We start from the raw sequence: 22,549 nt of genomic DNA on the forward strand, positions 1-22,549 counted from the left end.
GGCGGCCTGGTATCGCGACGCGTGGCGAGAAAATCAGTCGGCGTCGGCGGCGTAGATGTCGCGGTCCTTGGTTTCGCGCACGAACAGCGCGCCGATCACGAAGGTGACGAGGGCCACCACGATCGGATACCACAGGCCGTAGTAGATGTCGCCCTTGAACGCCACCAGTGCGAACACCGTGGTCGGCAGCAGGCCGCCGAACCAGCCGTTACCGATGTGATAGGGCAGCGACATCGACGTGTAGCGGATCTTGGTCGGGAACATCTCGACCAGCATCGCCGCGATCGGGCCATACACCATCGTCACGTACAGCACCAGGATGAACAGCAACAGCACCATCATCGGCTTGTTGATGCGCTCCGGGTCGGCCTTGGCCGGGTAGCCGGCCTCGCGGATCGCACTGGTGACCTGGGCCTTGAAGGCGGTTTCCTGTGCCTTGCTGGCGGCATCGAAGTTCAGGTTGTCCGCCGTCATGACGGCGTTGAACGAGGTCAGTTCCTTGTCGCCCACCTTGATCGTGGCGACCGTGCCGGCCGGCGCATCCTGGCGCGTGTAGTTCACCGCGGAAGCCGACAGGACACTCGTCGCGATATCGCACGAGGACGGGAATTTTTTCGTGCCGGTCGGGTTGAACAGGAAGTGGCACGATGCCGGATCGGCCACCACCACCACCGGTGCGTTGGTCTGCGCGGTTTCCAACTGCGGATTGCCGTAGTGGGTCAGCGCCTTGAAGATGGGGAAATAGGTCAGCGCGGCGATCAGGCAGCCGCCCAGGATGATCCACTTGCGGCCGATGCGGTCCGACAGCACGCCGAAGACCACGAAGAACGGCGTGGCCAGCAGCAGCGAGACGGCGATCAGGATGTTCGCGGTGGCCGATTCGATCATCAACGTCTTTTCCATGAAGAACAGTGCATAGAACTGGCCCGTGTACCACACCACCGCCTGGCCCATCGTCAGGCCGATCAGCGCCAGGATGACGATCTTGAGGTTCTTCCACTGGCCGAACGCCTCGGACAGCGGCGCCTTCGATGTCTTGCCCTCGGCCTTCATCTTGGCGAACGCCGGGGATTCCTGCATCGCCATCCGGATCCACACCGAAATACCCAGCAGCAGCACCGACACCAGGAACGGAATGCGCCAGCCCCAGGCCTGGAATTCTTCCTCGCCGACGGCGGTGCGGGTGGCCAGGATGACCAGCAGCGACAGGAACAGGCCCATCGTCGCCGTGGTCTGGATCCATGACGTGAACAGGCCGCGCTTGCCTTCCGGAGCATGCTCGGCCACGTAGGTGGCGGCGCCGCCGTATTCGCCGCCCAGCGCCAGGCCCTGCAGGATGCGCAGCGTGACGAGGATGATCGGCGCGGCGATGCCGATCGATGCATGGCCCGGCAGCAGGCCGACGATGAACGTGGACAGGCCCATCAGCAGGATCGTAATCAGGAATGTGTACTTGCGACCGATCATGTCGCCCAGGCGGCCGAACACGACGGCACCGAACGGACGCACGATGAAGCCGGCCGCGAACGCCAGCAGCGCGAAAATAAAGGTGGTGGTCGGGTCGCCGATGAAGAATTGCTTGGCGATGATCGATGCCAGCGAACCGTACAGGTAAAAGTCATACCACTCGAACACGGTGCCGAGCGAGGAGGCGAAGATGACCTTCTTCTCCTCCTTCGTCATCGGCGTGGACTTCCCCTTGCCCCCCAGGTTCCGCGGATCCGCGGTGCCAGATGTTGTAGCCATGATAGTAGTCTCCAGTTTATCGGTTGTGCCGTCCGGGTGACTCCCGGTTATTGTTTGGCAAGGCCAGTGTGGGCGCCGAACCTTACGCGATTCTTTCATGAAACTTACACGAAACTTACCGAAAACATCCGCCGCCGGTCCGGCAGGCAGCGCTGTGGTATCCTCCCGCGCTTGTACTCTTAAGCAAACAACAAGGATGCAGGAATGATCAAGCACATCGTCATGTGGAAGCTGAAGGATGAAGCCGAAGGCGCCGACCGCGCCACCAATGCGCGCAAAATCAAGGCATTGCTCGATGCGTGCATCGGCCTGGTGCCGGGCATGGGCACGTTCGAAGTAGCGCTGGCCCAGCCGGAGCTGGAAGCGACCTACGATGTGGTGCTGTACTCGGAGTTCGCCGACAAGGCGGCGCTCAATGCCTACCTCGACCATCCGCAGCACGTTGCGCTGAAACCGTTCATCGCCGCCGTGCGTGAAGGGCGCCAGTGCATGGATTACGAGGTGTGACGTGACCGCCGTGCGTGAGCTGTTCAGCCTGCACGGCAAGACCGCCCTCGTCACGGGTGGCTCGCGCGGGCTGGGCTTGCAGATGGCCATGGCGCTCGGCGAGCAGGGTGCCGCGGTCGTCATCAGCGCACGCCGGCAGGCCGGGCTCGACGAAGCGCTCGCCGTGCTGGCGGCGCAGGGCATCGCGGCGCATGCCATCGTCGCCGACCTGGCCGATCCCGCCGCGGCCGACGCGCTCGCGCTGGCGGCGCTGGACAAACTGGGCCATGTCGACATCCTCGTCAACAACGCCGGCGCCAGCTGGGCAGCGCCGGCCGAGGATACGCCGCCCGATGCGTGGGACAGGGTGATGAACCTGAACGTGCGCGGCGTATTCCTGCTGACGCAGGCCATCGGCCGCCGCTCGATGATCCCGCGCCGCGCCGGCAGCATCATCAACGTCGCCTCCATCGCCGGCCTGGCCGGCAATCCGCCGGGCACGATGAAGACGCTGGCGTACAACACGTCGAAAGGCGCGATCGTCAATTTCACCCGCACGCTGGCCGGCGAGTGGGGCGCCTATGGCATCAACGTCAACGCCATCGCGCCGGGTTTTTTCCCGTCGAAGATGACGCGCGGTGTGTTGAGCGAGATGGGCGAACGGCTGGCGGCCGATGCGCCGCTGGGCCGGCTGGGCGGCGACGACGACCTGAAAGGCGCCGTCGTGCTGTTTGCCTCGCGGGCGGGACGGCACATCACCGGCCAGGTTCTCGCCATCGATGGCGGCGTTTCCGCCGTCTGAACGTTTAATTGGGTTTAACAAGCAGATGAATACGTACCAGAGGATCGTCCTGGCGGCCCGCCCGCAGGGCGAAGTGACGCCGCACCATTTCCGGCTCGAGACAGTGCCGGTTCCCGATCTCGCGGAAGGGCAGCTGCTGATCCGCAACCACTACCTGTCGCTGGACCCCTATATGCGCGGCCGCATGAACGATGCGCGCAGCTACGCGGCGCCGCAGGCGCTGGGCGAGACGATGATCGGCGGCACCGTCGGCGAAGTGGTCGCTTCGCGCCATCCGTCGTTCGCGGCGGGGGACTTCGTCGCCGCCATGGGCGGCTGGGCCGAGATGGCGGTGTCGGACGGCACCGGCCTGCGCCGGCTGGACCCGGCCGCGGTGCCGCTGTCCGCTTACCTTGGCGTGGTCGGCATGCCCGGCATGACGGCGTGGTATGGGCTGAACCGTATCCTGGAAACGCAGGCCGGCCAGACGGTCTGCGTGTCGGCCGCCAGCGGCGCCGTCGGCAGTGCCGTCGGCCAGCTGGCGAAGCTGCGCGGCTGCCGCGTGGTCGGCATTGCCGGTGGCCCGGAGAAGTGCGGCTATGTCGTGCGTGAACTCGGCTTCGATGCCTGCGTCGACTATCGCGCCGGCAACCTGCGCGCCGACCTGAAGGCCGCCACGCCGGATGGCATCGACGGCATTTTCGAAAACGTCGGCGGCGAGGTGTTCGACGCGGCGCTGGCGCGCACCAACCCGTTCGCGCGCGTCGCCCTGTGCGGCATGATCGCCGGCTACGACGGTGCCGACATCCCGATGCGCAACGTGCGCCTGCTGCTGGCCAACCGGATCACGCTGCGCGGCTTCATCGTCACCGAACACCTCGACGACTGGCCGGCCGGGCTGGCCGAGCTTGGTGCGCTGGTGGCGGCGGGCCAGCTTAAATACCGCGAAACGGTGGCGCAGGGCCTGGCGTCGGCGCCCGACGCTTTCATCGGCCTGCTGAAAGGCCGCAATGTCGGCAAACAACTGGTGAAACTGGTGTGAGCGAGGTGAGCATGAATGTGAGCATGAGCGGCAGCATGAATTCGCACGAAATCCGCTATGGCGACTGGGCCACGCTGTGCGCCGACGCCCAGGCGATCCGCATCGCCGTCTTCGTGCAGGAACAGAAGGTTCCCGCCGAACTGGAAATGGACGAAAAGGACGCCGTCTGCCTGCACGCGGTCGCCTACGACGGGGCCGGCATCCCGGTCGGCACCGGCCGTCTGCTGCCGGACGGGCATATCGGCCGCATGGCCGTCATGAAAACCGTGCGCGGTACCGGTATCGGCAGTGCGCTGCTGCGCGGCCTGATGGCGCATGCCCGAGAACGGGGGCATCCGGACGTGCAACTGTCCGCGCAGACGCACGCCGCGCCGTTTTACCGCGCGCACGGTTTCGACCAGGTGGGCGACGAGTTTTACGAAGCGGGCATCGCGCACGTCGAGATGCGGCACCGCTTCTGACGCGCGCCCGCGAGCGCTACACCAGCTTCGCCACATCCAGGATCGCCTGCGCAAACTCCCTTGGCGCCTCCTGCGGCAGGTTGTGGCCGATTCCGCCCTTCAGGTCGCGATGCTCGTACTTGCCGGGGAATTTCTTCGCATAAGCCGCCGGAGCGGGATGCGGCGCCCCGTTTGCATCGCTTTCCATCGTGATGGCTGGAACGGTGACGTTCGGGAAGGCGGCCAGTTGCCGCTCCAGGCTTTCATACCGGCTTTCGCCTGGCGCCAGCCCGAGCCGCCAGCGGTAGTTGCTGATGGAAATCGCAACGTGGTCCGGGTTGTCGAGAGAAGCCGCCGAGCGTTCGAAGGTGGCATCGTCGAACTGCCACTGCGGCGATGCCAGCTCCCAGATCAGCCGGGCAAACGCATGGGTGTTTTCCCGGTACCCCAGCTCGCCGCGCGGCGTGGCGAAGTAATACTGGTACCACCATTGCAGTTCGGCCTTCGGCGCCAGCGGCTTGCGGTTGCCTTCCTGGCTGCCGATCAGGTAGCCGCTGACGGACACCAGGCCGTGGAACCGCCGGGGCCACAGGGCGGCCAGCGTCGTGGCGATCCGTGCGCCCCAATCGAAGCCGGCCACGATGGCCTTGTCGATCTTCAGCGCATCCAGGAATGCCACCGCGTCCGCCGTGAAGCTGGCCTGCTGGCCGTTGCGCGGCGTATCGGCGGAAAGGAAGCGCGTGGTGCCATAGCCGCGCAGGTGCGGGATGATCACGCGATAGCCGGCAGCGGCGAGGATCGGCGCCACGTCGATGAAGGCGTGGATGTCGTAAGGCCAGCCGTGGAACAGCACGACCGGGCGTCCGTTGGCGGGGCCCATGTCGACATAGCCGACATCGAGCACGCCGGCGCGGATCTGCCGGACCCCTGTGAAGGTGGTCGTGGCGGGTGAAATGCCACTGGCGGCGGCCGCGTTGCCGATGAAGCCGGCCTGGCTGGCTGCGATGCCGAGGGCGGCGGTGCTCAGGAAGTTCCTGCGGCGCTGGTTGACTGCTGGGTTCATGGTTTGTCCTTGTGAAGCGGCGCGTCGTCATCGAGCGTGCGCCCTGGGTTTGTCATGTTTGTCATTGCGATGCCGCGCTTGCCGCGACAGCCATGCCATTACACCGTTGCCGGGTATCGGAGATATGTCACCGGCAGCGGCGGGTGCATCGGCGTGTATCCCCGGCAATCTGGATACGCCGGGATACAAACCGCCGCCGCCATCCGTGCGCTGATCCCGTCGCGACGCTGCCAAGATGGCGGCTTCACAGGGAGATGTAGCGATGGATGAGCTGGAGGAACGGGTGCTGGCGGAGTTGCGGCGCTATGCCGCCAACCGGTTGAAGGATGTGGCGCGGGGTGCCGAGACGCGCGAGCTGGCCGGCTTGCTGGTGGAAAAATACGGCTATGGACTGGCGAAGGCGTTGGCCATTGCCCGGGAACTGGCCGGCGGCCCGGCTTCGGACCTCGGCCGGGAAATCGAAAGTATCGTGCGCGAGGTGGACCCGGAGGCGGCAGAGCACCGCAGCCGCCGGTGGGATGCCGCGCCCGCCGGCCTGTCGCTGCCGCCGAGGCGGGTCTAGGCGAACGCGATGCCTACGGTGGCGCGCCGATCTCACCGCAGCGCTCCGCCAGCAGTGCATGCAATTGCCGCACGGCCGGCGAAAACTGCCGCCGGTGCGGGCAGATCAGCTGCAGCGGTGCCGGTTCGCCCGGCTGCTCCGGTAGCACGACAGCCAGCCGGCCGGCACGCACGTCGGCACTGACGTCGAGCCACGATTTGTAGGCGATGCCTTCGCCGGCGATGGCCCAGCGGCGCACCACGTCGGCATCGTCGCTGGCCAGCGGGCCTTTCACCTGTACCGTGCGCCGCCCCTTGTCGAGCGGGAAGCCCCATTTGTCGTACAGGCGCCCCTGCAGGTGCCACAGCAGGCAGGAGTGACGAGGCAGTTCGTCGAGCGATTGCGGCGTGCCGCACTGCTCCAGGTAAGCCGGCGACGCGACCAGTACGCGCCGGTTGTCCGGCGCGACGGCCAGGGCGACGAAGCTGGCATCGTCGACACTGCCATAGCGCAGCGCGATGTCGACCGGATCGCGGAACACGTCCGTCACCTGGTCGGAGAACTGCACGCGCAGTTCCAGCTTCGGGTGGCGGCGCCGGAAGGCCGTCAGCCACGGCAGCAGCACGTTGCGGCCGAAGTCGGACGGCGCGGCGATCTGCAGCGTGCCGGAAAGCACGTCGTCGCTGCGGTGCAGTTCGTCGCGGCCGCTGCGCAGCAGGTCGATCACGTCGCGCGCATAGGGCAGGTAGCGTTCTCCTTCGCCGGTCAGGCGCAGGCTGCGCGTGGAACGGGCGAACAGCCGGATATCGAGATCGCGTTCCAGCCGCAGGATGGCGGCGCTGACCTGGCCGGGCAGCAGGTTCGCCTCGCGGGCGGCCTTGGTGAAACTGCCGCAGGCGGCGGCGCGGACAAACAGGGACAGGTCGTCGAAACGGATCGTCATGGAGGCGATTTTCACGCGGCAAGAGAAAGTGTTGACCGATTATATGGGTTTTCCAGTTGCCGCTTCCGCCCTATGATGCGGGCAACCCAACCCACTGGAGCAAGCAATATGAAAGCTATCGTCTACACCCGGCATGGCCTGCCGATCGAGGATCCGGAATCCCTGGTCGAGATGGACTTGCCGGACCCGGAACCCGGCCCGCGCGACTTGCTGGTGCGCGTCCACGCGGTATCCGTCAATCCGGTCGACACCAAAGTGCGGCGCGGCGCGGCTGTGACAGCGCCCCGCGTGGTGGGCTGGGACGCGGCCGGCATCGTCGAAGCGGTCGGCAGCGACGTGACGGCCTTCCGGCCGGGCGACGCAGTGTATTACGCCGGATCGCTGACCCGTCCCGGCTCGTACAGCGAACTGCACCTGGTGGACGAGCGCATCGTCGGACGCAAGCCGGCATCGCTGGGCTTTGCCGACGCCGCCGCATTGCCGCTCACGTCGCTGACCGCGTGGGAACTGCTGTTCGACCGGCTGAAAGTGCCCGAACAGGGTGGCCAGGGCCGCACGCTGCTGGTCATCGGCGCCTCCGGCGGCGTCGGTTCGATCCTCACGCAGCTGGCCGCCAGGCTGACCGGCGTGACCGTGATCGGCACCGCATCCAGGCCGGAGACGGCGGACTGGGTCCGCGAACTGGGCGCGCACCACGTGATCGATCATTCGCAGCCGATGAAGGCGCAGCTGCAGGGCCTCGGCCACGAATACGCCGACATCGTCATCAGCCTGACGCACACGGACCAGCACTACGCCGACATCGTCGACATCCTCGCGCCGCAAGGCCAGTTCGCGCTGATCGACGACCCGGACACCCTGGACGCGATGCCGCTCAAGCGCAAGAGCATCTCGCTGCACTGGGAACTGATGTTCACCCGTTCGATGTACGAGACGGCGGACATGGCGCGCCAGCGCGAGATCCTCGACCGCGTGGCTGCGCTGGTCGATAGCGGCGAGCTGCGCACGACCGTTGGCGAGCACATCGGCAAGATCGATGCGGCGAACCTGCGCCGGGCCCACGCCGTCATCGAGAGCGGCAAGGCGCGCGGCAAGCTCGTGCTGGCCGGTTTCTGACCGCACCGGTAGCGTGCCGGCGCCGGGTGGCGCGGCACGCTACCATGCGCCATTTTTACTTTTACAAGCAGGAGAAAACAGATGGATATCGTTGCCAAGGCGCGCCAGCGCTACACCGTGAAATCGTATGACCGCGAACGCAAGGTCCCGGCCGAGATCATCGGCCAGCTGCGCGAAGTGCTGCGCCTCGCGCCGTCGTCGGTGAATTCGCAACCGTGGCATTTCGTCGTCGCCGCCACGCCGGAAGGCAAGGAGCGCATCGCCAGGGCTGCCGAGGCGGGCTTCCAGTACAACGCTGCGAAGATCCGCGACGCATCGCACGTGATCGTGCTGGCCACCAAGGTGGCGCCGGACGAGGCGCAGCTGGCCGCCGTGCTGGAACAGGAAGCGCAGGACGGACGCTTCGTCAACGACGCGGCGAAGTCGGCCCAGCATGCCGGCCGCATGTCGTACACCAACCTGCACCGTTTCACGCAGAAGGACGTACCGTTCTGGTACGAGAAGCAGACCTACATCGCGCTGGGCAACCTGCTGCAGGCCGCCGCGCTGCTGGACGTGGGCGCCACGCCGATGGAAGGTTTTAATGCCGAGGTTCTGGACAAGGAACTGGGCCTGCGCGACAAGGGTTTCACGGGCACCGTGATCGTCTCGCTGGGCTACAGCAGCGGCGAGGATTTCAACGCCAGGCTGCCCAAATCGCGGCTGCCCGCCGAGCAGGTGTTCACGGATATCTGATGTTGCAAATTAACCGGTGACAGACACCGGTTTTTTTGCAACGCATGTTCCAAAATAATAGGTGTCTGTCACCGGTTTTCGGTTCCGACAGGGGGCTGGCTCAGCGGTACACCTGCTCGTGCAGCACGGCGGGGGCTTCGGCGTACAGCTTCACCACGGTCGAGGTACGGGTGCCGTAGTCGGGCGATTCGATCTTCACGGCGGACAGCTGGCGTTCCCGCTCCAGCGGAATGCCCGTCTCGGGCAGGCGCTGGTCGGGGGCGCGGGTGGTGTCGGCCAGCATCTCGAAGTAGGCTTCCTCCGGCGCGCCCAGGCACAGCAGGCTGGCGAATTGCGCCTTGGTCTTCACCACCTTCGGCCACGGCGAATCGAGCAGCGCGTTGGACAGTCCGTACACGCCCGGGCCCAGCGGCTGTCCGTTGCGCGGATCCGCGTCGCCGCGGTTCGAGAACCACACCAGTTCCTCGCCGTCGCACAGCACCAGGTTGAAGCCGTTGTAGGCCCCGGCACCGGGCCGTATCTGCTCGACGTAGTCGCGCGCGCTCATCGTCGCTGACAGGAAATTCGACACCAGCATGCCGCGCGACGGTGCGTGCGGGTCGTGGTCGTGCGGTGCGCGGATATTGGTGATCGCGGCGAAGCGCGAGGGCGCCTTGACGTCGCTGTCGACCGGTGCGAAGCCGCCGTCCTGGCAGCGGGCGCGCAGCGGCGAGACGTTGGCGGCCCACCGGCAGTCCGGGCCTTCGGGACGCGTCACGCCCATCCAGCTGCCGCCGGCCTTCAGGTCGCGGCCCGCCACCACTTGCGGGTTTTCTTCCCATGGCGCGGCCGCGGCGCTGGCACGGTCATAAAATTCGTCGCGGTTGGCAGCGGCGATCAGCGGCACGCCGGGGACCACGCGCCAGGCGAAAACGATCAGGCACATGAGGGGATATCCATGAACACTTCGGTATGTCGGGGACCCGCGATCAGCGGGTCCAGTCCGGCGGCGGACACGGATTGTGCCAGCGCCGCCGTGAATCCAGCCGTGGTGGCCGGGTAGACCTCCATCCACGTCTGCACGCCGTCCGGGCTGTCCGGTCGGCGTTTCAGTTGCGGGGCCACGCCATGCGCGTCCGCCAGGGCCTGCTGCATCGCGCGCACGCGGGGCAGCAGCAAGTCCGCGTCGCCGCCGCGGACGCGGTAGTAGACGTACAGGTCCATCAGCAGCAGTCCATCAGTGCAGGTCCATCAGCACAGGGGCATACGTCATATGTCCAGCTTGTCCAGCACATAGGGCAGCGGCTGGAACGCCAGGGCGGGACCGTCGGCGGCGCGGGCACGCACATCGCCCGCTTCCAGTGCGTCGAGCTTCATCTCGACCAGCGCATCGACGCCGCCCAGGCCGTTCGGCGCGGCGTTGACGACCATGCCGCAGGGCTGGCCGGGATCGGCCGGCGTAAACACTTCCGTCCCCGGGGCAACGGTGGCATCGCCGATCGTCGCCAGCGCGGTGCGGCGCTTGAGCTTGCCCAGGTACTGGCTGCGGGCGACGATTTCCTGGCCCGGATAGCAGCCCTTCTTGAAATTGACGCCGCCCAGCAGCTCGAAGTTGATCATCTGCGGTACGAACTGTTCCTGCGTCGCCGCGGCGATCAGCGGTACGCCCGCATGGATGTCCGACAGGCGCCAGGCCGCGTTGCCGCCGACGACGAGCCGGTCGGCCAGTTCGGGCGCAACGGTCGTGACCGTTTCCGGCGTCGTCAGCCACAGGTAGCGGGGCGCGCCGAACGCGTCGGCGACGCGCAGCACCGTGCCAAGCGGATGCTCCAGCTTCGTGTAAGGCGCTTCGGGCAGGGCGTCGAACCAGGTTTGCAGTACAGCTTCGGCCAGGGCGCCGCCCAGGCCCAGCGCCACGCGCTGTTCCGTCACGTCCGCCGCCTTGGTCTTGGCGCGCAGCACGAACATCTGCAGCCGCTTCTGGATCGCCGGCTGGATGTCGCGTGCCAGTTGCAGGTACACCGACTGTTCGTCCTTCCACATCAGGAAGCTGGCCTGCAGGCGGCCCTTCGGCGAACAGTACCCGGCCAGGCGCACTTCGTGGGCGCCGAGGTGCTCGACGTCGTTCGTCAGCTGCGAATGGAGGAACGAGGCCGTATCGTCGCCCGTGAAGGCGATCAGTCCCAGGTCGGTGATGGGGACCACGAAGCCGGCGGCAAGCGCGGTGCGCGTCGGCGCTTCGGCGGGGGTGGCAAGGAGTTGATTCCAGTTGTTCATATATTTGGATACTTTGGCTAGCAATTTGGCCACTAAGTTGCCTGTGGAGGCATTATCATTACGGGCTCATTATAAAGATCCCGCGCCAAACGCGCCGGCCACCCCCAAAACGGGTCGCGCGGCCCAGCGCGGGAAGTACACGACATGGCATTCATTGCAAAAACGCTCGCGCTCGGCGTGCTGGTCGCGGCGGCCGCGGCCGGCGGCTTCGCCTGGTGGTCGCAGCAGCCGATCGTCGGCGAGGGAGACAGCATCCCGTTCACGATCAACAAGGGCAGCGGCGCGCACGCGGCCGGCCAGCAGATCGCCGAGGCCGGGGTACCGATCCAGCCACTGTTGTTCAACCTGCTGGCACGCTTCACCGGCAAGAGCGGCAAGCTGAAAGCCGGCTCCTACGAGCTGAAGCCGGGCACCACGCCGCAGCGCCTGATCGACCAGCTGGTGCGCGGCGAATTCGCGCAGGAATCGCTGACGATCATCGAAGGCTGGACCTTCCGCCAGATGCGCCAGGCGATCGCCGCCCACCAGGGCCTCAAGCACGACACGGTCGGCCTGTCCGACGGCGAACTGATGGCAAGGCTCGGGTCCGAATACAAGCAGCCGGAAGGCATGTTCTTCCCCGACACGTACCTGTTCGCCAAGGGTTCCTCGGAGCTGCAGATCTACCGGCAGGCGCATGCGGCGCTGCTGCAGCACCTGGATACCGCGTGGGCACAGCGCGCGCCCGACCTGCCGTACAAGGACAAGTACCAGGCGCTGACGATGGCGTCGATCGTCGAGAAGGAAACCGGCCAGAAGTCCGAGCGGGCGATGATCGCCGCCGTGTTCGTCAACCGGCTGAAGCTGGGCATGATGCTGCAGACCGACCCCACCGTCATCTACGGCCTTGGCGAGAAATTCGACGGCAACATCCGCAAGAAGGACCTGGAAACGGACACCCCGTACAATACCTATACGCGCAACGGCCTGCCGCCGACGCCCATCGCGCTGCCCGGCGTGCAATCGCTGGGCGCCGCGCTGGCGCCGGCAAAGACCACGGCATTGTATTTTGTGGCACGCGGCAACGGCACCAGCCATTTTTCCGATAACCTGACCGACCATAACCGGGCGGTCAACCAGTACCAGCGCAGGCAATGAAAGAAAGGTCCATGACAGGAAGGTCCATGACCCAGGGTAACCCGGCAGCACGCGGCAGGTTCATCACGTTCGAGGGCATCGACGGCGCCGGCAAGTCCACCCACATCCAGTTCGTGGGTGAGCTGATCCGCGCGCGCGGCATGGAACTCGTCAGTTCCCGCGAACCGGGTGGCACGCCGCTCGGCGAAAAGCTGCGCGAACTGGTGCTGCACGAAGCGATGCACCTGGAAACGGAAGCGCTGCTGGTCTTCGCCAGCCGCCGCGAACACATCGCCCAGGTGATCGAGCCGGCACTGGCGCGCGGCGCCTGGGTCATTTCCGACCGCTTCACCGACGCCAGCTTCGCCTACCAGGGCGGCGGCCGGGGGCTGGAACTGGTCAAGCTCGACACGCTGGCCAACTGGGTGCACCCGGAGCTGTGGCCGGACCTCACCATCCTGTTCGACGTACCCCTCGAGGTGGCGCGGGCCCGGCTCGACGCCACCCGCCAGCTCGACAGGTTCGAGCAGGAGAAGGCCGATTTCTTCCTTGCCGCGCGCAACGAGTACCTGCGCCGCGCCGGGCAGGAACCGCGGCGCTTCCGCGTCATCGATTCCACCCAGCCGATCGATGCGATCCGCGTGCAGCTGGCGGCCATCGTCGCCGCACTGGAGTAATGATGGAAAACACGTCCGCCATCTATCCGTGGCAGCAGGACGCCTGGCTGGCGCTGCAGGGCGTGCGCCAGCGGCTGCCGCACGCGGTGCTGTTCCATGGCCCGGCCGGCATCGGCAAGGCCGACTTCATCGAGCATTTCGCCCAGGCGCTGCTGTGCGAGGACGTGCGTGCCGACGGCCACCCGTGCAACGCCTGCGCCTCGTGCGGCTGGTTCGTCCAGCAAAGCCATCCCGACTTCCGCCGCATCCGCCCTGAAGCCTTCGAAGAGGATGGCGCGGGCGATGGCGAGGAGGGCGAGGAAAAGAAGAAGAGCAAGGCCCCGTCGAAGGAAATCAAGATCGAGCAGGTGCGCGCGCTGGCCGATTTCATGAACATTTCCACGCACCGGCAAGGCTTGCGCGTGGTGGTGCTGTACCCGGCCGAGGCGCTGAACATGCCGGCCTCGAACGCGCTGCTGAAAACGCTGGAAGAGCCGCCGCCGGGCACCGTGTTCCTGCTGTCGTCGAACAGCCTGGACCGGCTGCTGCCGACCATCCTGTCGCGCTGCCGCAAGTTCGCGCTGACGATGCCGCCCCATGCCGATGCGCTGGCGTGGCTGCAGTCGCAGGGCGTGGCCGAGGCAGACGGCTGGCTGAGCGAGCAGGGCGGCGCGCCGCTGGCCGCGCTGGCGCAGGCCGAAACGGGCAGCCGCGAGGACATGGACACGCTGCTGCAATATCTGGCCCATCCATCCGTCGAGAATGCGCTGCGCACGGCGGACAAGATGCAGAAGGTGCCGCTGACGTCGGTGGTGGCGTGGCAGCAGCGCTGGCTGTACGACCTGTTTTCGCTGAAGCTGTCGGGCCGGATCCGCTACTATCCCCGTTACCAGCGCGAGCTGAAGGGCCTGTCGGACCGGGTACCGGTCTCCGGCCTGCTGGCGGCGATCAAGAGCACGGCCGAGCGGCGCGCCACGTCGGACCACCCGCTGTCGCCCAAGCTGTTTTTGGAAGACATGCTGCTCGACTATACGTCGTGCTGCCACTGACGCCGGGTTACCGCCGATCCACTTCCGATGAATACGCTCCCTCCCGATCCCAACGCCGCCGGCAATGCCGGGCCGCTCACGCGGCCGGCGGTGCTGTCGCTGGCGATCAAGGAAAAGGCGGCGCTGTACGCGGCCTACATGCCGTTCCTGAAGAACGGCGGCATCTTCGTGCCGACCACGCGCAGTTACCGGATCGGCGACGAGATCTACCTGATCCTGTCGCTGATGGACGACCAGAACAAGTATCCCATCGCCGGCAAGGTGGTGTGGATCACGCCGCCCGCCGCGAACAATAACAAGGCGCAGGGCATCGGCGTCCACTTCCCGGACGACGAGGCGGGCCAGCGCACCCGCGCGCGCATCGAGGAAATCCTCGGCGCGGCCCTGCGTTCGTCACGCGCCACCCATACGCTGTAACCGCCACCTTTCATTTCTATTTCTTTCCTCACATGTCTTTCCAACACCGTCTCGCCACCCTCGACGACCTGCCGGCCATCGTCGCCATCTATAACAGCACGATCGCGTCGCGCGAAGTCACCGCCGACACCGAGCCGGTATCGGTCGAATCGCGGCTGAACTGGTTCCACGAGCACCAGCCCGAGCGCCGCCCGCTGTGGGTGATCGAGCGCGCCGGCGACACCTCCAGCCAGCCCGGGATCCTCGGCTGGATCTCGTACTCGAACTTCTACGGCCGCCCGGCCTATTCCGGCACGGCCGAGGTGTCGATCTACATCCACGAGGCGTGGCGCGGCAAGGGCATCGGCAGGTACGCGCTGGCCGAGGCGATCGCCTTCGCACCGCAAGTCAAGGTACACACCGTGCTCGGCTTTATCTTCGGGCACAACGGTGCCAGCCTCGCGCTGTTCCGCAAGTTCGGCTTCGAGGAGTGGGCGCATTTCCCCCGCGTCGCCAACCTGGACGGCGTGGAGCGCGACCTGATCATCCTCGGCAAGCGCGTCGCCTGAACAACCGAAAACCGGTGACAGGCACCGGTTAATTTGAAATGTTTCCAGAACCGGTGGCAGGCCGCAATGGCTAAAAGTTGCTTGGAAAATGGGGTACGTCCCCATTTTTCAGGCAATGTTTCTTTACGGCTTCATGCTTCCGATCAGCGCGATTGCGTGGCGTCGGCTACAATCGACCCATGTTCATCGATTCACATTGCCATATCGACTTCCCGGAGCTGGCAGCCCGGATGCCGGAAATCCGCGCGAAAATGGCGGAAAACAGCGTGACGCATGCGCTGGTCGTTTCCGTCGACCTGCCAGACTTTCCCCGCGTGCTCGCGCTGGCCGAGCAATATCCGAACTTCTACGCTTCCGTCGGCGTCCATCCCGACTACGAGGACACGCCCGAGCCCACCGTCGAGCAGCTGGTCGGGCTGGCCAGGCATCCGAAGATCGTTGCGATCGGTGAAACGGGCCTCGATTACTACCGGCTCGAAGGCGACCTCGAATGGCAGCGCGAGCGCTTCCGTACGCATATCCGCGCGTCGCGCGAGGCGAGGAAGCCGCTGATCATCCATACGCGGTCGGCGAGCGAAGACACCATCCGCATCATGCGCGAAGAGGGTGCCGGCACGGACCGGGGCGGTGTCGCCGGCGTGATGCACTGCTTTACCGAATCGCTGGAAGTGGCCCGGGCCTCGATGGACATGGGCTTCTACATATCCTTCTCCGGCATCGTCACGTTCAAGAGCGCCAAGGACCTGCAGGCGGTGGCGCTGGAGGTGCCGCTGGAGCAGATGCTGATCGAGACCGATTCGCCGTACCTGGCCCCGGTGCCCTACCGCGGCCGGATGAACGAGCCCGGCTACGTGGCCCACGTGGCCGAATTCATCGCCAGGCTGAAAGGCGTCACGGTCGAGGAGGTGGCGGCGGCGACCAGCGCCAACTTCTTCAGACTGTTCGCCGCGGCGAGCGCCTGATGCGCACCGGCCTGCGCGACCTGGCAAGACGGCTGCGCAAACTGCGCACGCGGCTGCGCAACCGGATCGCGCTGCGGCTCGGCATCGCCACTGTCGCCGTGGCGTCGGCATTTGCCCCGGTGCCCGCCGCCGCGCAGGCCGATGACGCGGTCTACTTCTTCCGTGCCGCGCAAGTCAATGACGCCGGCCGCATCAAGCCCCTGCTGGCGCGTGGCCTCGATCCGAACGTGCGCGAGCCGGAGCGGGGCGAGACGGGCATGATCGTCGCGCTGCGCCACGACGCGATGGACGTGTTTGCACTGCTGCTGGCGCAGCCGAAGATCGATCTCGAAGCACAGGCCGGCAACGGCAATACCGCGCTGATGATGGCCGCGTTCAAGAACAATATGGCGGCCGTGAAGGCACTGCTGGCCAAGGGTGCACAGGTCAACCGCCCCGGCTGGACCGCGCTGCACTACGCGGCGGCTGCCGGCGCCCTCGACATCATGCGCCTGCTGCTGGACCAGCATGCGTACATCGATGCGGAATCGCCGACCAAGGTCACGCCCCTGATGCTGGCCGCCCGCGAAGGGCAGGAGGAGGCCGTCAAGCTGCTGCTGCGCGAAGGCGCGGACGCCAGCCTGCGCGATGCGGGCTTTCATATCGATGCCGCCGAATTCGCCGAACGGGCCGAGAAGCCGTGGATCGCCAAGGCGATCCGCCAGCACGTGGCCGAACAGGTCATGAGCCGCTGACGCTGCGGCCGGCACCCATCCCCTTCAAAGGCTGAGCCCGTATTCACGTGCCTGCGCCCGCATCCGCGTGGCTGAGCCCGTGTCCCGGTGCCAGGCACGCGGACACGGGCTCAGCTGCAGCCGGCCGATGTCCTCGTGCCAGGCACGCTGACACGGGCTCAGCCACAGCCGGCCGATGTCCTCGTGCCAGGCACGCTGACACGGGCTCAGCTGCAGCGGGCCGGTGGACCAGCCTGCCGAATTAAGCGGTTTTTCCCGTCAACCTCCGCGTTTTGCGGAGGCAAGCCGTTGCGCATAATGTTGTTGTCGCCACGAGAGGAAAAACCATGCTGTCCGAACGCGAACTCGAAAGCTGCTACCTGGGGCAGTTCATCCCGGTTCACTACCACCACAACATGCTGACGGACACGAACCGCATGCACAGCTTCCGCGCGGCGATCGCGCACGTGGTGCGGCCCGGCATGAAGGTGCTGGAGCTGGGCGGCGGCACCGGGGCGCTGTCGTTCTTCGCGGCGCAACGGGCCGACAAGGTGTATTGCGTGGACTTCAATCCGGACATGGTGCGCGAAGCGCGCCGCTTCCTCGCGCTGAACCGCTGCGCCGACAAGGTGGAGGTGATCCACGCCGATGCGTTCGAATACCTGCCGCCGGAGCCGGTCGACGTCGTCATCTGCGAAATGCTGCACGTGGCCATGCTGCGCGAAAAGCAGGTCGACGTGATCGAGCATTTCAAGCGGCGCTACCTGCAGAAGTTCGGCGGCCAGCTGCCCGTCTTCCTGCCGGAGGCCGTGCTGATGGCGGCCCAGCCGATGCAGCACGAATACGATTTCGACGGTTTCTATGCCCCGATCGTGCAGTTCCAGCAGCCCGGCACGGCCCAGCCCGGCACGCTGGAGTTGTCCCAGCCGGCCGTGTACTCGGTGATCGATTTCACGCAGCCGAACGACAGCAGCTACAGCTGGGAAGGCAAGTTCGTCATCGACCGCGACGGCACGGTGAACGCGATCCGTTTCATCACGAAGACGATTCTCTCGGTCGTCCAGGAACGCGCGACGACGATCGACTGGCTGAACCATTTCATGTCGCTGCCGCTGGAGCAGCCGGTCGACGCCAAGGCGGGCGACGTGCTGCAGGTCGCCTTTGCCTACCGGGCCGGCGGCTCGATCCCGTCGCTGCAGGCGCGGCTCACGGCCCGGCTGCTGTACCAGGCCGCACTGCAGCCGCAGGTCGTCGCCTACGCCTGAAGGGGGACGGCCCCTGGCGCGGGCCGCGCGCCATTCACCCCCGCTTTTCGACAGCCGGTCGCCCGATCCGGCCTTCCATCGCGCCGCCGTTGAGCGGCGCCGCCGCGCCCGCCATCATGTGTGCTTCGATTACCTTCGCGAGGACGCCATGCTGAGCTTCATCCTGTGGTTGGCACTGTTGCTGGTCTGCTGGCCGCTGGCCTTGCTGGCGCTGCTGCTGTATCCGGTGGTGTGGCTGCTGTTGCTGCCGTTCCGGCTGATCGGCGTCGGTGTCGACGCCGTGTTCGAGCTGCTGCGGGCGGTGGTGATGCTGCCCGCGCGCGTGCTGGGCGGCGGGCGGCGCTGATCCGCCGTCAGAACCCGACCAGGAAGCCGGCGCCCAGCGACATCTGCGAGTAGTTGTAGTCGATCAGGCTCTGGCCGTACCCCGAGAAGAACTGCACATAGCCCTTCAGGTTGGCCCGCAGGGGGACTGCCCAGCCCAGCTGCAGCGCGCCATGGTCGGTGTGCAGGTTGCGGCGCGCCAGCAGCGAATATTCGCTGCCGCCGTCGCGGTACACCAGGCGCAGGTCGCCATGGCCGAGGAAATCGGTGATATCCAGGTTGTCGTTGTCCGACGCGGAATTGTCCAGGCGCTTCCAGATGCGCGCCGTCACGGCCAGCTTGCCGTACTCGCCGCCCAGCTCGGCGTACGCGCGGTTCCAGCTGCGCGACAGCGTGGCCGTCTGGCCGTTCGACTGGTGCACGACACCCAGGCCCGCATAGCGGAAATCGAAACCCAGCAGCCGCTTGCCGATCGGCGCGATGGCCATGACCTCGGGCTGGTAGTTGGTTTCGCGGAACGGGCTCGATTCGTCGCGGTTGTAGGCCTGCCAGAAACTCTGCTGCGTATAGCCGAACCACAGGTCGACCGGCGAGCCGGCGATGGTCTCCAGCATCTTCATCTTGAAGGACAGCTGGTAGGCCAGCTCGACGTGCTTGGCATCGATGCCGCCCGGCGTCACCTCGTTGAACGGGGCATTGTTGGTACTGTTGCTGTAGTTCGCCAGCAGCAGGTAATTGTCGCGGTGGGGCCGGAAATTGAAGACGCCACGCTTGCTGTCCTTGTCCAGTTCCCACAGCGGTACCTGCACCGACACCACCGGCTGCTCGGCCTGCGGCGCATTCGCATCGACGGGCTTGGCGACCGGGCCGCCCGGGAACGCGCCTTGCTGCTGGTCCGAAGCGGCGGCCGCCGGCGCGGGCATTGGCGCTGCGGCCACGGCCGGGGCGGGATCCTGCGCGCGGTTCGCCAGCGCGTCGTAGCAGCCGAGGCGCTCGGTCGGGTCGGCCAGCAGCGAGCAACGGCCCAGCGCGGGATCGACGGCGGCCGGCACGGTCTGTGCCGCGACTACGCAAGGAGAGAGGGCCAGCAGGGCCGAAAGGCAGGGGGAAAAGTGTTTTTTCATTGTCATGATCTTGTTTTTTGGCATCGTGCGAATTTTTGGCATCGCGCGAGTATAAGCACGAACGTGCCGGGCAGTCGCACGGCTGGGGTTGAAAAAAAGAAACCGGCCGTCAACTGCGGCAACCCGATGCTGCTACAATTTTTGAGCGCGATCAGGCGATCGCGCCATCCCAGGAGAATGCCATGAGCCGCAAGACCCCTATCGAGCGCTACCGGAATATCGGCATCAGCGCCCACATCGATGCCGGCAAGACCACCACCACCGAGCGCATCCTGTTTTATACGGGTGTCAATCACAAGATCGGCGAGGTGCACAACGGCGCGGCCACGATGGACTGGATGGAGCAGGAACAGGAACGCGGTATCACGATCACGTCGGCGGCCACCACCGCGTTCTGGCGCGGCATGGCCGGCAACTTCCCGGAACACCGCATCAACATCATCGACACCCCGGGCCACGTGGATTTCACGATCGAGGTGGAACGCTCGATGCGCGTGCTCGATGGCGCGGTGATGGTGTACGACGCCGTCGGCGGCGTGCAGCCGCAGTCGGAAACCGTGTGGCGCCAGGCGAACAAGTACAAGGTGCCGCGCATCGCCTTCGTCAACAAGATGGACCGCGTGGGCGCCGACTTCTTCCGCGTCCAGCAGCAGATCCGCGACCGCCTGAAGGGCAATGCCGTGCCGATCCAGATCCCGGTCGGCGCCGAGGACCATTACCTGGGCGTGATCGATCTCGTCAAGATGCGCGCCATCATCTGGGACGATGCCAGCCAGGGCGTGAAGTTCACCTATGAGGACATTCCGGCCGAGCTGAAGGAACTCGCGCAGAAATGGCACGACAACCTGGTGGAAGCGGCCGCCGAAGCGACGCCGGAGCTGACCGAGAAGTACCTGAACGGCGACACGCTGTCCGAAGCCGAGATCAAGACCGCGCTGCGCGAGCGCACGGTGCGCGGCGAAATCGTGCCGATGCTGGCCGGCAGCGCGTTCAAGAACAAGGGCGTGCAGGCGATGCTGGACGCGGTGATCGAATACCTGCCGTCGCCGCTGGACGTGCCGGCCATCGCCGGCCACGACGAGGACGACAACGAGATCGAACGCCATCCCAGCGATTCGGACCCGTTCGCCGCGCTCGCGTTCAAGATCATGACCGACCCGTTCGTCGGCCAGCTGGCGTTCTTCCGCGTGTATTCGGGCGTGGTGAACTCGGGCGACACCGTCTACAACCCCACCAAGGGCCAGCGCGAGCGGCTCGGCCGCATCCTGCAGATGCATGCCAACGAACGCAAGGAAATCAAGGAAGTGTTTGCCGGCGACATCGCCGCGGCTGTCGGGCTGAAGGGGGTGACGACGGGCGACACGCTGTCCAATCCCGATCACGTGATCGTGCTGGAAAAGATGGTGTTCCCGGAGCCGGTGATTTCGCAGGCGGTCGAGCCGAAGACCAAGGCGGACCAGGAAAAGATGGGCATTGCGCTGTCCCGCCTGGCGCAGGAAGACCCGTCGTTCCGCGTCCATACCGACGAGGAATCGGGCCAGACGATCATGGCCGGCATGGGCGAGCTGCACCTGGAAATCCTGGTGGACCGGATGCGGCGCGAGTTCGGCGTCGAGGCTTCGGTGGGCAAGCCGCAGGTGGCTTACCGGGAAACGATCCAGAAGCCGGTGTCCGACGTCGAAGGCAAGTTCATCAAGCAGTCCGGCGGCAAGGGGCAGTATGGCCACGTGGTGCTGAAGCTGGAACCGCTGGAGCCGGGCAAGGGCTACGAATTCGTCGATGCGATCAAGGGCGGCGTGGTACCGCGCGAATTCATCCCGGCGGTGGAGAAGGGCATCACGGAAACCCTGCGCTCGGGCGTGCTGGCCGGCTACCCGGTGGTCGACGTGCGCGCGACACTGACGTTCGGCTCGTATCACGACGTGGACTCGAACGAGAACGCGTTCAGGATGGCCGGCTCGATGGCCTTCAAGGACGGCATGCGCCGCGCCGACCCGCAACTGCTCGAACCGATCATGGATGTCGAGGTGGAGACGCCCGAGGAATTCATGGGCAACGTGATGGGCGACCTGACGGCGCGGCGCGGCATGGTGCAGGGCATGGACGAGATCCCCGGCGGCGGCGGCAAGCTGGTGCGCGCGCTGGTACCGCTGGCCGAGATGTTCGGCTACTCCACGACGCTGCGCTCGCTGACGCAGGGCCGCGCCACGTACACGATGGAGTTCACGCACTATGCCGGCGTGCCGAAGCATATCCTCGACCAGATCGCCACGTCGAAGATCCGGGCCTGATACGGTTAGTACGCCAAGTCAGGGCCGGTGGACACCGGTGTCGGACACCGAATGGCCGGTGTCCGACACTTGTCCGCCACCGTCCGTTCGCATTGACCTGCGGAAAAGTTTCAAACATTGACAGCGCAGGCCTACAGCCGTATCGGAATCTGCCCTATAGGCCGCTCTCCCGGACAGGACTAGCATTCGAGATCCAGCCTTGGCGCGCGGTACGGCGCCGGCTCGTCCCACCACCTGCTAATTCACCACGACATGGAGGTAAGATGAAACGACTACTAGCGCTCGCCGCAGTTGCGGCCGGCGGCGCCTATCTCGCCAAATACCTGAAGGGCAAGGGCGCCGGCCAAAGCGGCTCGACGGCACGTGAAACCATCACCGTCGATGTACCGGTGCGCACCGCCTACGACCAGTGGACGCAGTTCGAGGAGTTTCCGACGTTCATGGACAGCGTGCACGAAGTCCGCCAGCTCGACGACAAGCGGCTGCACTGGAAGGCCGACGTGCTTGGCAAGCCGATCGAATGGGATGCCGAGATCGTCGAGCAGATCCCGGACCAGCGGATCGCCTGGCGCAGCACCACCGGCACGCCGAACAGCGGCGTGGTGCGCTTCGAACCGCAGGGCGACACGCGGACCAGGATCGTGCTGGAGTTGAGCTATACGCCGACCGATGCGGTCGAGGCCGCCGGCGATGTGATCGGCGCGGTCGGCATCGAAGCGCGCGGCAACCTGGAACGCTTCAAGAAACTGATCGAATCGCGCGGCAAGGAAAGCGGCGCGTGGCGCGGCACCATCCAGGGCGGGCCGGAAGGACCGCGGGTAACGCACTGATGTAACGAGCGACAGCGAAGGCGCGGACCGGCAGCCAGGCCGTTCCGCGCGCTGGCGCTCGGTTCCCATGTTTTCAGTGCCCAGCAAGTACTCAGTGCTCAGTGC

General features: G+C 66.0%; 25 protein-coding genes. 18 read left to right on the forward strand and 7 right to left on the reverse strand.

Translation table 11 applies throughout. The annotated features are described in order from the left end of the window. Window positions 1-33: 33 nt before the first annotated feature. Window positions 34-1,746: an MFS transporter gene (locus FHS02_RS02740; RefSeq protein WP_137312689.1), complete on the reverse strand. Its 1,713-nt coding sequence runs from the start codon at window positions 1,744-1,746 to the stop codon at window positions 34-36. Between the two features lie 204 nt (window positions 1,747-1,950). Between FHS02_RS02740 and FHS02_RS02745 the strand changes: the two genes are divergently transcribed. Genes FHS02_RS02745 through FHS02_RS02760 form a run of 4 tightly spaced genes read left to right on the forward strand, consistent with a single transcriptional unit; the run spans window position 1,951 to window position 4,516 of the window. Continuing rightward, window positions 1,951-2,253 carry a Dabb family protein gene (locus FHS02_RS02745; protein WP_137312690.1) on the forward strand — a complete coding sequence of 101 codons (303 nt, stop codon included), beginning with the start codon at window positions 1,951-1,953 and terminating at the stop codon, window positions 2,251-2,253. A gap of 1 nt (window position 2,254) precedes the next feature. Beyond that, window positions 2,255-3,034, forward strand: coding sequence for an SDR family oxidoreductase (locus tag FHS02_RS02750; protein WP_137312691.1), 780 nt, complete (start codon window positions 2,255-2,257; stop codon window positions 3,032-3,034). A gap of 25 nt (window positions 3,035-3,059) precedes the next feature. Further along, window positions 3,060-4,055, forward strand: coding sequence for an NADP-dependent oxidoreductase (locus FHS02_RS02755; protein WP_137312692.1), 996 nt, complete (start codon window positions 3,060-3,062; stop codon window positions 4,053-4,055). Between the two features lie 35 nt (window positions 4,056-4,090). Then, on the forward strand, window positions 4,091-4,516 hold the full coding sequence (locus FHS02_RS02760; protein WP_137312693.1) for a GNAT family N-acetyltransferase: 426 nt from the start codon (window positions 4,091-4,093) through the stop codon (window positions 4,514-4,516). A gap of 16 nt (window positions 4,517-4,532) precedes the next feature. Here FHS02_RS02760 and FHS02_RS02765 read toward each other — a convergent pair whose 3' ends face one another. Then, a complete protein-coding gene (locus FHS02_RS02765) occupies window positions 4,533-5,558 on the reverse strand; it encodes an alpha/beta fold hydrolase (protein WP_137312694.1) in 1,026 nt (341 codons plus the stop codon). A 262-nt stretch (window positions 5,559-5,820) separates the two neighbouring features. Here FHS02_RS02765 and FHS02_RS02770 point away from each other — a divergent pair, with 262 nt between their 5' ends. Continuing rightward, on the forward strand, window positions 5,821-6,120 hold the full coding sequence (locus FHS02_RS02770) for a hypothetical protein (protein WP_137312695.1): 300 nt from the start codon (window positions 5,821-5,823) through the stop codon (window positions 6,118-6,120). 13 nt (window positions 6,121-6,133) lie between these two features. Here FHS02_RS02770 and FHS02_RS02775 read toward each other — a convergent pair whose 3' ends face one another. Beyond that, window positions 6,134-7,042 (reverse strand): LysR family transcriptional regulator, encoded by a 909-nt coding sequence (locus FHS02_RS02775; RefSeq protein WP_137312696.1) that lies wholly within the window; start codon window positions 7,040-7,042, stop codon window positions 6,134-6,136. A gap of 108 nt (window positions 7,043-7,150) precedes the next feature. Between FHS02_RS02775 and FHS02_RS02780 the strand changes: the two genes are divergently transcribed. After that, window positions 7,151-8,158 (forward strand): zinc-binding alcohol dehydrogenase family protein, encoded by a 1,008-nt coding sequence (locus FHS02_RS02780; RefSeq protein ID WP_137312697.1) that lies wholly within the window; start codon window positions 7,151-7,153, stop codon window positions 8,156-8,158. Window positions 8,159-8,239: 81 nt separating this feature from the next. Continuing rightward, window positions 8,240-8,893 carry an oxygen-insensitive NAD(P)H nitroreductase gene (nfsB, locus tag FHS02_RS02785; RefSeq protein ID WP_137312698.1) on the forward strand — a complete coding sequence of 218 codons (654 nt, stop codon included), beginning with the start codon at window positions 8,240-8,242 and terminating at the stop codon, window positions 8,891-8,893. A 100-nt stretch (window positions 8,894-8,993) separates the two neighbouring features. Here nfsB and FHS02_RS02790 read toward each other — a convergent pair whose 3' ends face one another. Genes FHS02_RS02790 through ygfZ form a run of 3 tightly spaced genes read right to left on the reverse strand, consistent with a single transcriptional unit; the run spans window position 8,994 to window position 11,149 of the window. After that, window positions 8,994-9,818 carry an NRDE family protein gene (locus FHS02_RS02790; protein WP_137312699.1) on the reverse strand — a complete coding sequence of 275 codons (825 nt, stop codon included), beginning with the start codon at window positions 9,816-9,818 and terminating at the stop codon, window positions 8,994-8,996. Continuing rightward, window positions 9,809-10,096, reverse strand: coding sequence for a DUF4936 family protein (locus tag FHS02_RS02795; RefSeq protein ID WP_137312700.1), 288 nt, complete (start codon window positions 10,094-10,096; stop codon window positions 9,809-9,811). Before FHS02_RS02795 ends, FHS02_RS02790 begins: the two co-directional genes overlap by 10 nt. A 45-nt stretch (window positions 10,097-10,141) precedes the next feature. Continuing rightward, complete coding sequence (ygfZ, locus tag FHS02_RS02800; RefSeq protein ID WP_137312701.1) at window positions 10,142-11,149, reverse strand: CAF17-like 4Fe-4S cluster assembly/insertion protein YgfZ; 1,008 nt, start codon at window positions 11,147-11,149, stop codon at window positions 10,142-10,144. A gap of 144 nt (window positions 11,150-11,293) precedes the next feature. Here ygfZ and mltG point away from each other — a divergent pair, with 144 nt between their 5' ends. The 9 genes from mltG (at window position 11,294) to FHS02_RS02845 (ending at window position 18,221) form a co-directional block, all read left to right on the forward strand. After that, on the forward strand, window positions 11,294-12,286 hold the full coding sequence (gene mltG, locus FHS02_RS02805; protein WP_137312702.1) for an endolytic transglycosylase MltG: 993 nt from the start codon (window positions 11,294-11,296) through the stop codon (window positions 12,284-12,286). A gap of 26 nt (window positions 12,287-12,312) precedes the next feature. Then, the gene (gene tmk / locus FHS02_RS02810) at window positions 12,313-12,942 is read left to right on the forward strand and encodes a dTMP kinase (protein ID WP_137312703.1); all 630 of its coding nucleotides are present in this window, start codon (window positions 12,313-12,315) and stop codon (window positions 12,940-12,942) included. Window positions 12,943-12,944: 2 nt separating this feature from the next. Continuing rightward, window positions 12,945-13,970, forward strand: a complete 1,026-nt coding sequence (locus FHS02_RS02815) for a DNA polymerase III subunit delta' (RefSeq protein ID WP_137317273.1) — start codon at window positions 12,945-12,947, stop codon at window positions 13,968-13,970. Window positions 13,971-13,997: 27 nt separating this feature from the next. Continuing rightward, the gene (locus FHS02_RS02820) at window positions 13,998-14,387 is read left to right on the forward strand and encodes a PilZ domain-containing protein (protein ID WP_137312704.1); all 390 of its coding nucleotides are present in this window, start codon (window positions 13,998-14,000) and stop codon (window positions 14,385-14,387) included. A 32-nt stretch (window positions 14,388-14,419) separates the two neighbouring features. Beyond that, window positions 14,420-14,935, forward strand: a complete 516-nt coding sequence (locus FHS02_RS02825; protein WP_137312705.1) for a GNAT family N-acetyltransferase — start codon at window positions 14,420-14,422, stop codon at window positions 14,933-14,935. A gap of 179 nt (window positions 14,936-15,114) precedes the next feature. Further along, window positions 15,115-15,897 carry a TatD family hydrolase gene (locus FHS02_RS02830; RefSeq protein WP_137312706.1) on the forward strand — a complete coding sequence of 261 codons (783 nt, stop codon included), beginning with the start codon at window positions 15,115-15,117 and terminating at the stop codon, window positions 15,895-15,897. After that, a complete protein-coding gene (locus tag FHS02_RS02835; protein WP_137312707.1) occupies window positions 15,897-16,631 on the forward strand; it encodes an ankyrin repeat domain-containing protein in 735 nt (244 codons plus the stop codon). The genes FHS02_RS02830 and FHS02_RS02835 overlap by 1 nt, the downstream gene beginning before the upstream one ends. 326 nt (window positions 16,632-16,957) lie before the next feature. Further along, window positions 16,958-17,875 (forward strand): class I SAM-dependent methyltransferase, encoded by a 918-nt coding sequence (locus tag FHS02_RS02840; protein WP_137312708.1) that lies wholly within the window; start codon window positions 16,958-16,960, stop codon window positions 17,873-17,875. A 148-nt stretch (window positions 17,876-18,023) separates the two neighbouring features. Beyond that, window positions 18,024-18,221, forward strand: coding sequence for a hypothetical protein (locus FHS02_RS02845; protein WP_137312709.1), 198 nt, complete (start codon window positions 18,024-18,026; stop codon window positions 18,219-18,221). 7 nt (window positions 18,222-18,228) lie between these two features. Here the strand turns inward: FHS02_RS02845 and FHS02_RS02850 are convergent, their stop codons facing one another. After that, the gene (locus FHS02_RS02850) at window positions 18,229-19,323 is read right to left on the reverse strand and encodes a phospholipase A (RefSeq protein WP_137312710.1); all 1,095 of its coding nucleotides are present in this window, start codon (window positions 19,321-19,323) and stop codon (window positions 18,229-18,231) included. Between the two features lie 182 nt (window positions 19,324-19,505). Here FHS02_RS02850 and fusA point away from each other — a divergent pair, with 182 nt between their 5' ends. Together fusA and FHS02_RS02860 are read left to right on the forward strand one after the other, a co-directional pair. After that, window positions 19,506-21,614 carry an elongation factor G gene (fusA, locus tag FHS02_RS02855; RefSeq protein WP_137312711.1) on the forward strand — a complete coding sequence of 703 codons (2,109 nt, stop codon included), beginning with the start codon at window positions 19,506-19,508 and terminating at the stop codon, window positions 21,612-21,614. A gap of 263 nt (window positions 21,615-21,877) precedes the next feature. Next, window positions 21,878-22,444 carry an SRPBCC family protein gene (locus FHS02_RS02860; RefSeq protein WP_137312712.1) on the forward strand — a complete coding sequence of 189 codons (567 nt, stop codon included), beginning with the start codon at window positions 21,878-21,880 and terminating at the stop codon, window positions 22,442-22,444. The last annotated feature ends 105 nt before the right edge of the window (window positions 22,445-22,549 follow it).

Origin of the sequence: Pseudoduganella umbonata (assembly GCF_014192225.1) — a bacterium.
Lineage (GTDB): Bacteria > Pseudomonadota > Gammaproteobacteria > Burkholderiales > Burkholderiaceae_D > Rugamonas > Rugamonas umbonata.

Excerpts from the sequence above, each read along its gene's own strand:
- FHS02_RS02830 (WP_137312706.1), top strand. The coding sequence starts at position 15,115 with ATGTTCATCGATTCACATTGCCATATCGACTTCCCGGAGCTGGCAGCC.
- FHS02_RS02775 (WP_137312696.1), bottom strand. The coding sequence starts at position 7,042 with ATGACGATCCGTTTCGACGACCTGTCCCTGTTTGTCCGCGCCGCCGCC.
- FHS02_RS02745 (WP_137312690.1), top strand. The coding sequence starts at position 1,951 with ATGATCAAGCACATCGTCATGTGGAAGCTGAAGGATGAAGCCGAAGGC.
- FHS02_RS02840 (WP_137312708.1), top strand. The coding sequence starts at position 16,958 with ATGCTGTCCGAACGCGAACTCGAAAGCTGCTACCTGGGGCAGTTCATC.
- tmk (WP_137312703.1), top strand. The coding sequence starts at position 12,313 with ATGACCCAGGGTAACCCGGCAGCACGCGGCAGGTTCATCACGTTCGAG.
- FHS02_RS02845 (WP_137312709.1), top strand. The coding sequence starts at position 18,024 with ATGCTGAGCTTCATCCTGTGGTTGGCACTGTTGCTGGTCTGCTGGCCG.
- nfsB (WP_137312698.1), top strand. The coding sequence starts at position 8,240 with ATGGATATCGTTGCCAAGGCGCGCCAGCGCTACACCGTGAAATCGTAT.
- FHS02_RS02795 (WP_137312700.1), bottom strand. The coding sequence starts at position 10,096 with ATGGACCTGTACGTCTACTACCGCGTCCGCGGCGGCGACGCGGACTTG.
- FHS02_RS02770 (WP_137312695.1), top strand. The coding sequence starts at position 5,821 with ATGGATGAGCTGGAGGAACGGGTGCTGGCGGAGTTGCGGCGCTATGCC.
- FHS02_RS02815 (WP_137317273.1), top strand. The coding sequence starts at position 12,945 with ATGGAAAACACGTCCGCCATCTATCCGTGGCAGCAGGACGCCTGGCTG.
- FHS02_RS02740 (WP_137312689.1), bottom strand. The coding sequence starts at position 1,746 with ATGGCTACAACATCTGGCACCGCGGATCCGCGGAACCTGGGGGGCAAG.
- FHS02_RS02825 (WP_137312705.1), top strand. The coding sequence starts at position 14,420 with ATGTCTTTCCAACACCGTCTCGCCACCCTCGACGACCTGCCGGCCATC.
- FHS02_RS02760 (WP_137312693.1), top strand. The coding sequence starts at position 4,091 with ATGAATTCGCACGAAATCCGCTATGGCGACTGGGCCACGCTGTGCGCC.
- FHS02_RS02860 (WP_137312712.1), top strand. The coding sequence starts at position 21,878 with ATGAAACGACTACTAGCGCTCGCCGCAGTTGCGGCCGGCGGCGCCTAT.
- FHS02_RS02755 (WP_137312692.1), top strand. The coding sequence starts at position 3,060 with ATGAATACGTACCAGAGGATCGTCCTGGCGGCCCGCCCGCAGGGCGAA.
- fusA (WP_137312711.1), top strand. The coding sequence starts at position 19,506 with ATGAGCCGCAAGACCCCTATCGAGCGCTACCGGAATATCGGCATCAGC.
- FHS02_RS02835 (WP_137312707.1), top strand. The coding sequence starts at position 15,897 with ATGCGCACCGGCCTGCGCGACCTGGCAAGACGGCTGCGCAAACTGCGC.
- FHS02_RS02780 (WP_137312697.1), top strand. The coding sequence starts at position 7,151 with ATGAAAGCTATCGTCTACACCCGGCATGGCCTGCCGATCGAGGATCCG.
- FHS02_RS02790 (WP_137312699.1), bottom strand. The coding sequence starts at position 9,818 with ATGTGCCTGATCGTTTTCGCCTGGCGCGTGGTCCCCGGCGTGCCGCTG.
- ygfZ (WP_137312701.1), bottom strand. The coding sequence starts at position 11,149 with ATGAACAACTGGAATCAACTCCTTGCCACCCCCGCCGAAGCGCCGACG.
- FHS02_RS02850 (WP_137312710.1), bottom strand. The coding sequence starts at position 19,323 with ATGAAAAAACACTTTTCCCCCTGCCTTTCGGCCCTGCTGGCCCTCTCT.
- FHS02_RS02765 (WP_137312694.1), bottom strand. The coding sequence starts at position 5,558 with ATGAACCCAGCAGTCAACCAGCGCCGCAGGAACTTCCTGAGCACCGCC.
- FHS02_RS02820 (WP_137312704.1), top strand. The coding sequence starts at position 13,998 with ATGAATACGCTCCCTCCCGATCCCAACGCCGCCGGCAATGCCGGGCCG.
- mltG (WP_137312702.1), top strand. The coding sequence starts at position 11,294 with ATGGCATTCATTGCAAAAACGCTCGCGCTCGGCGTGCTGGTCGCGGCG.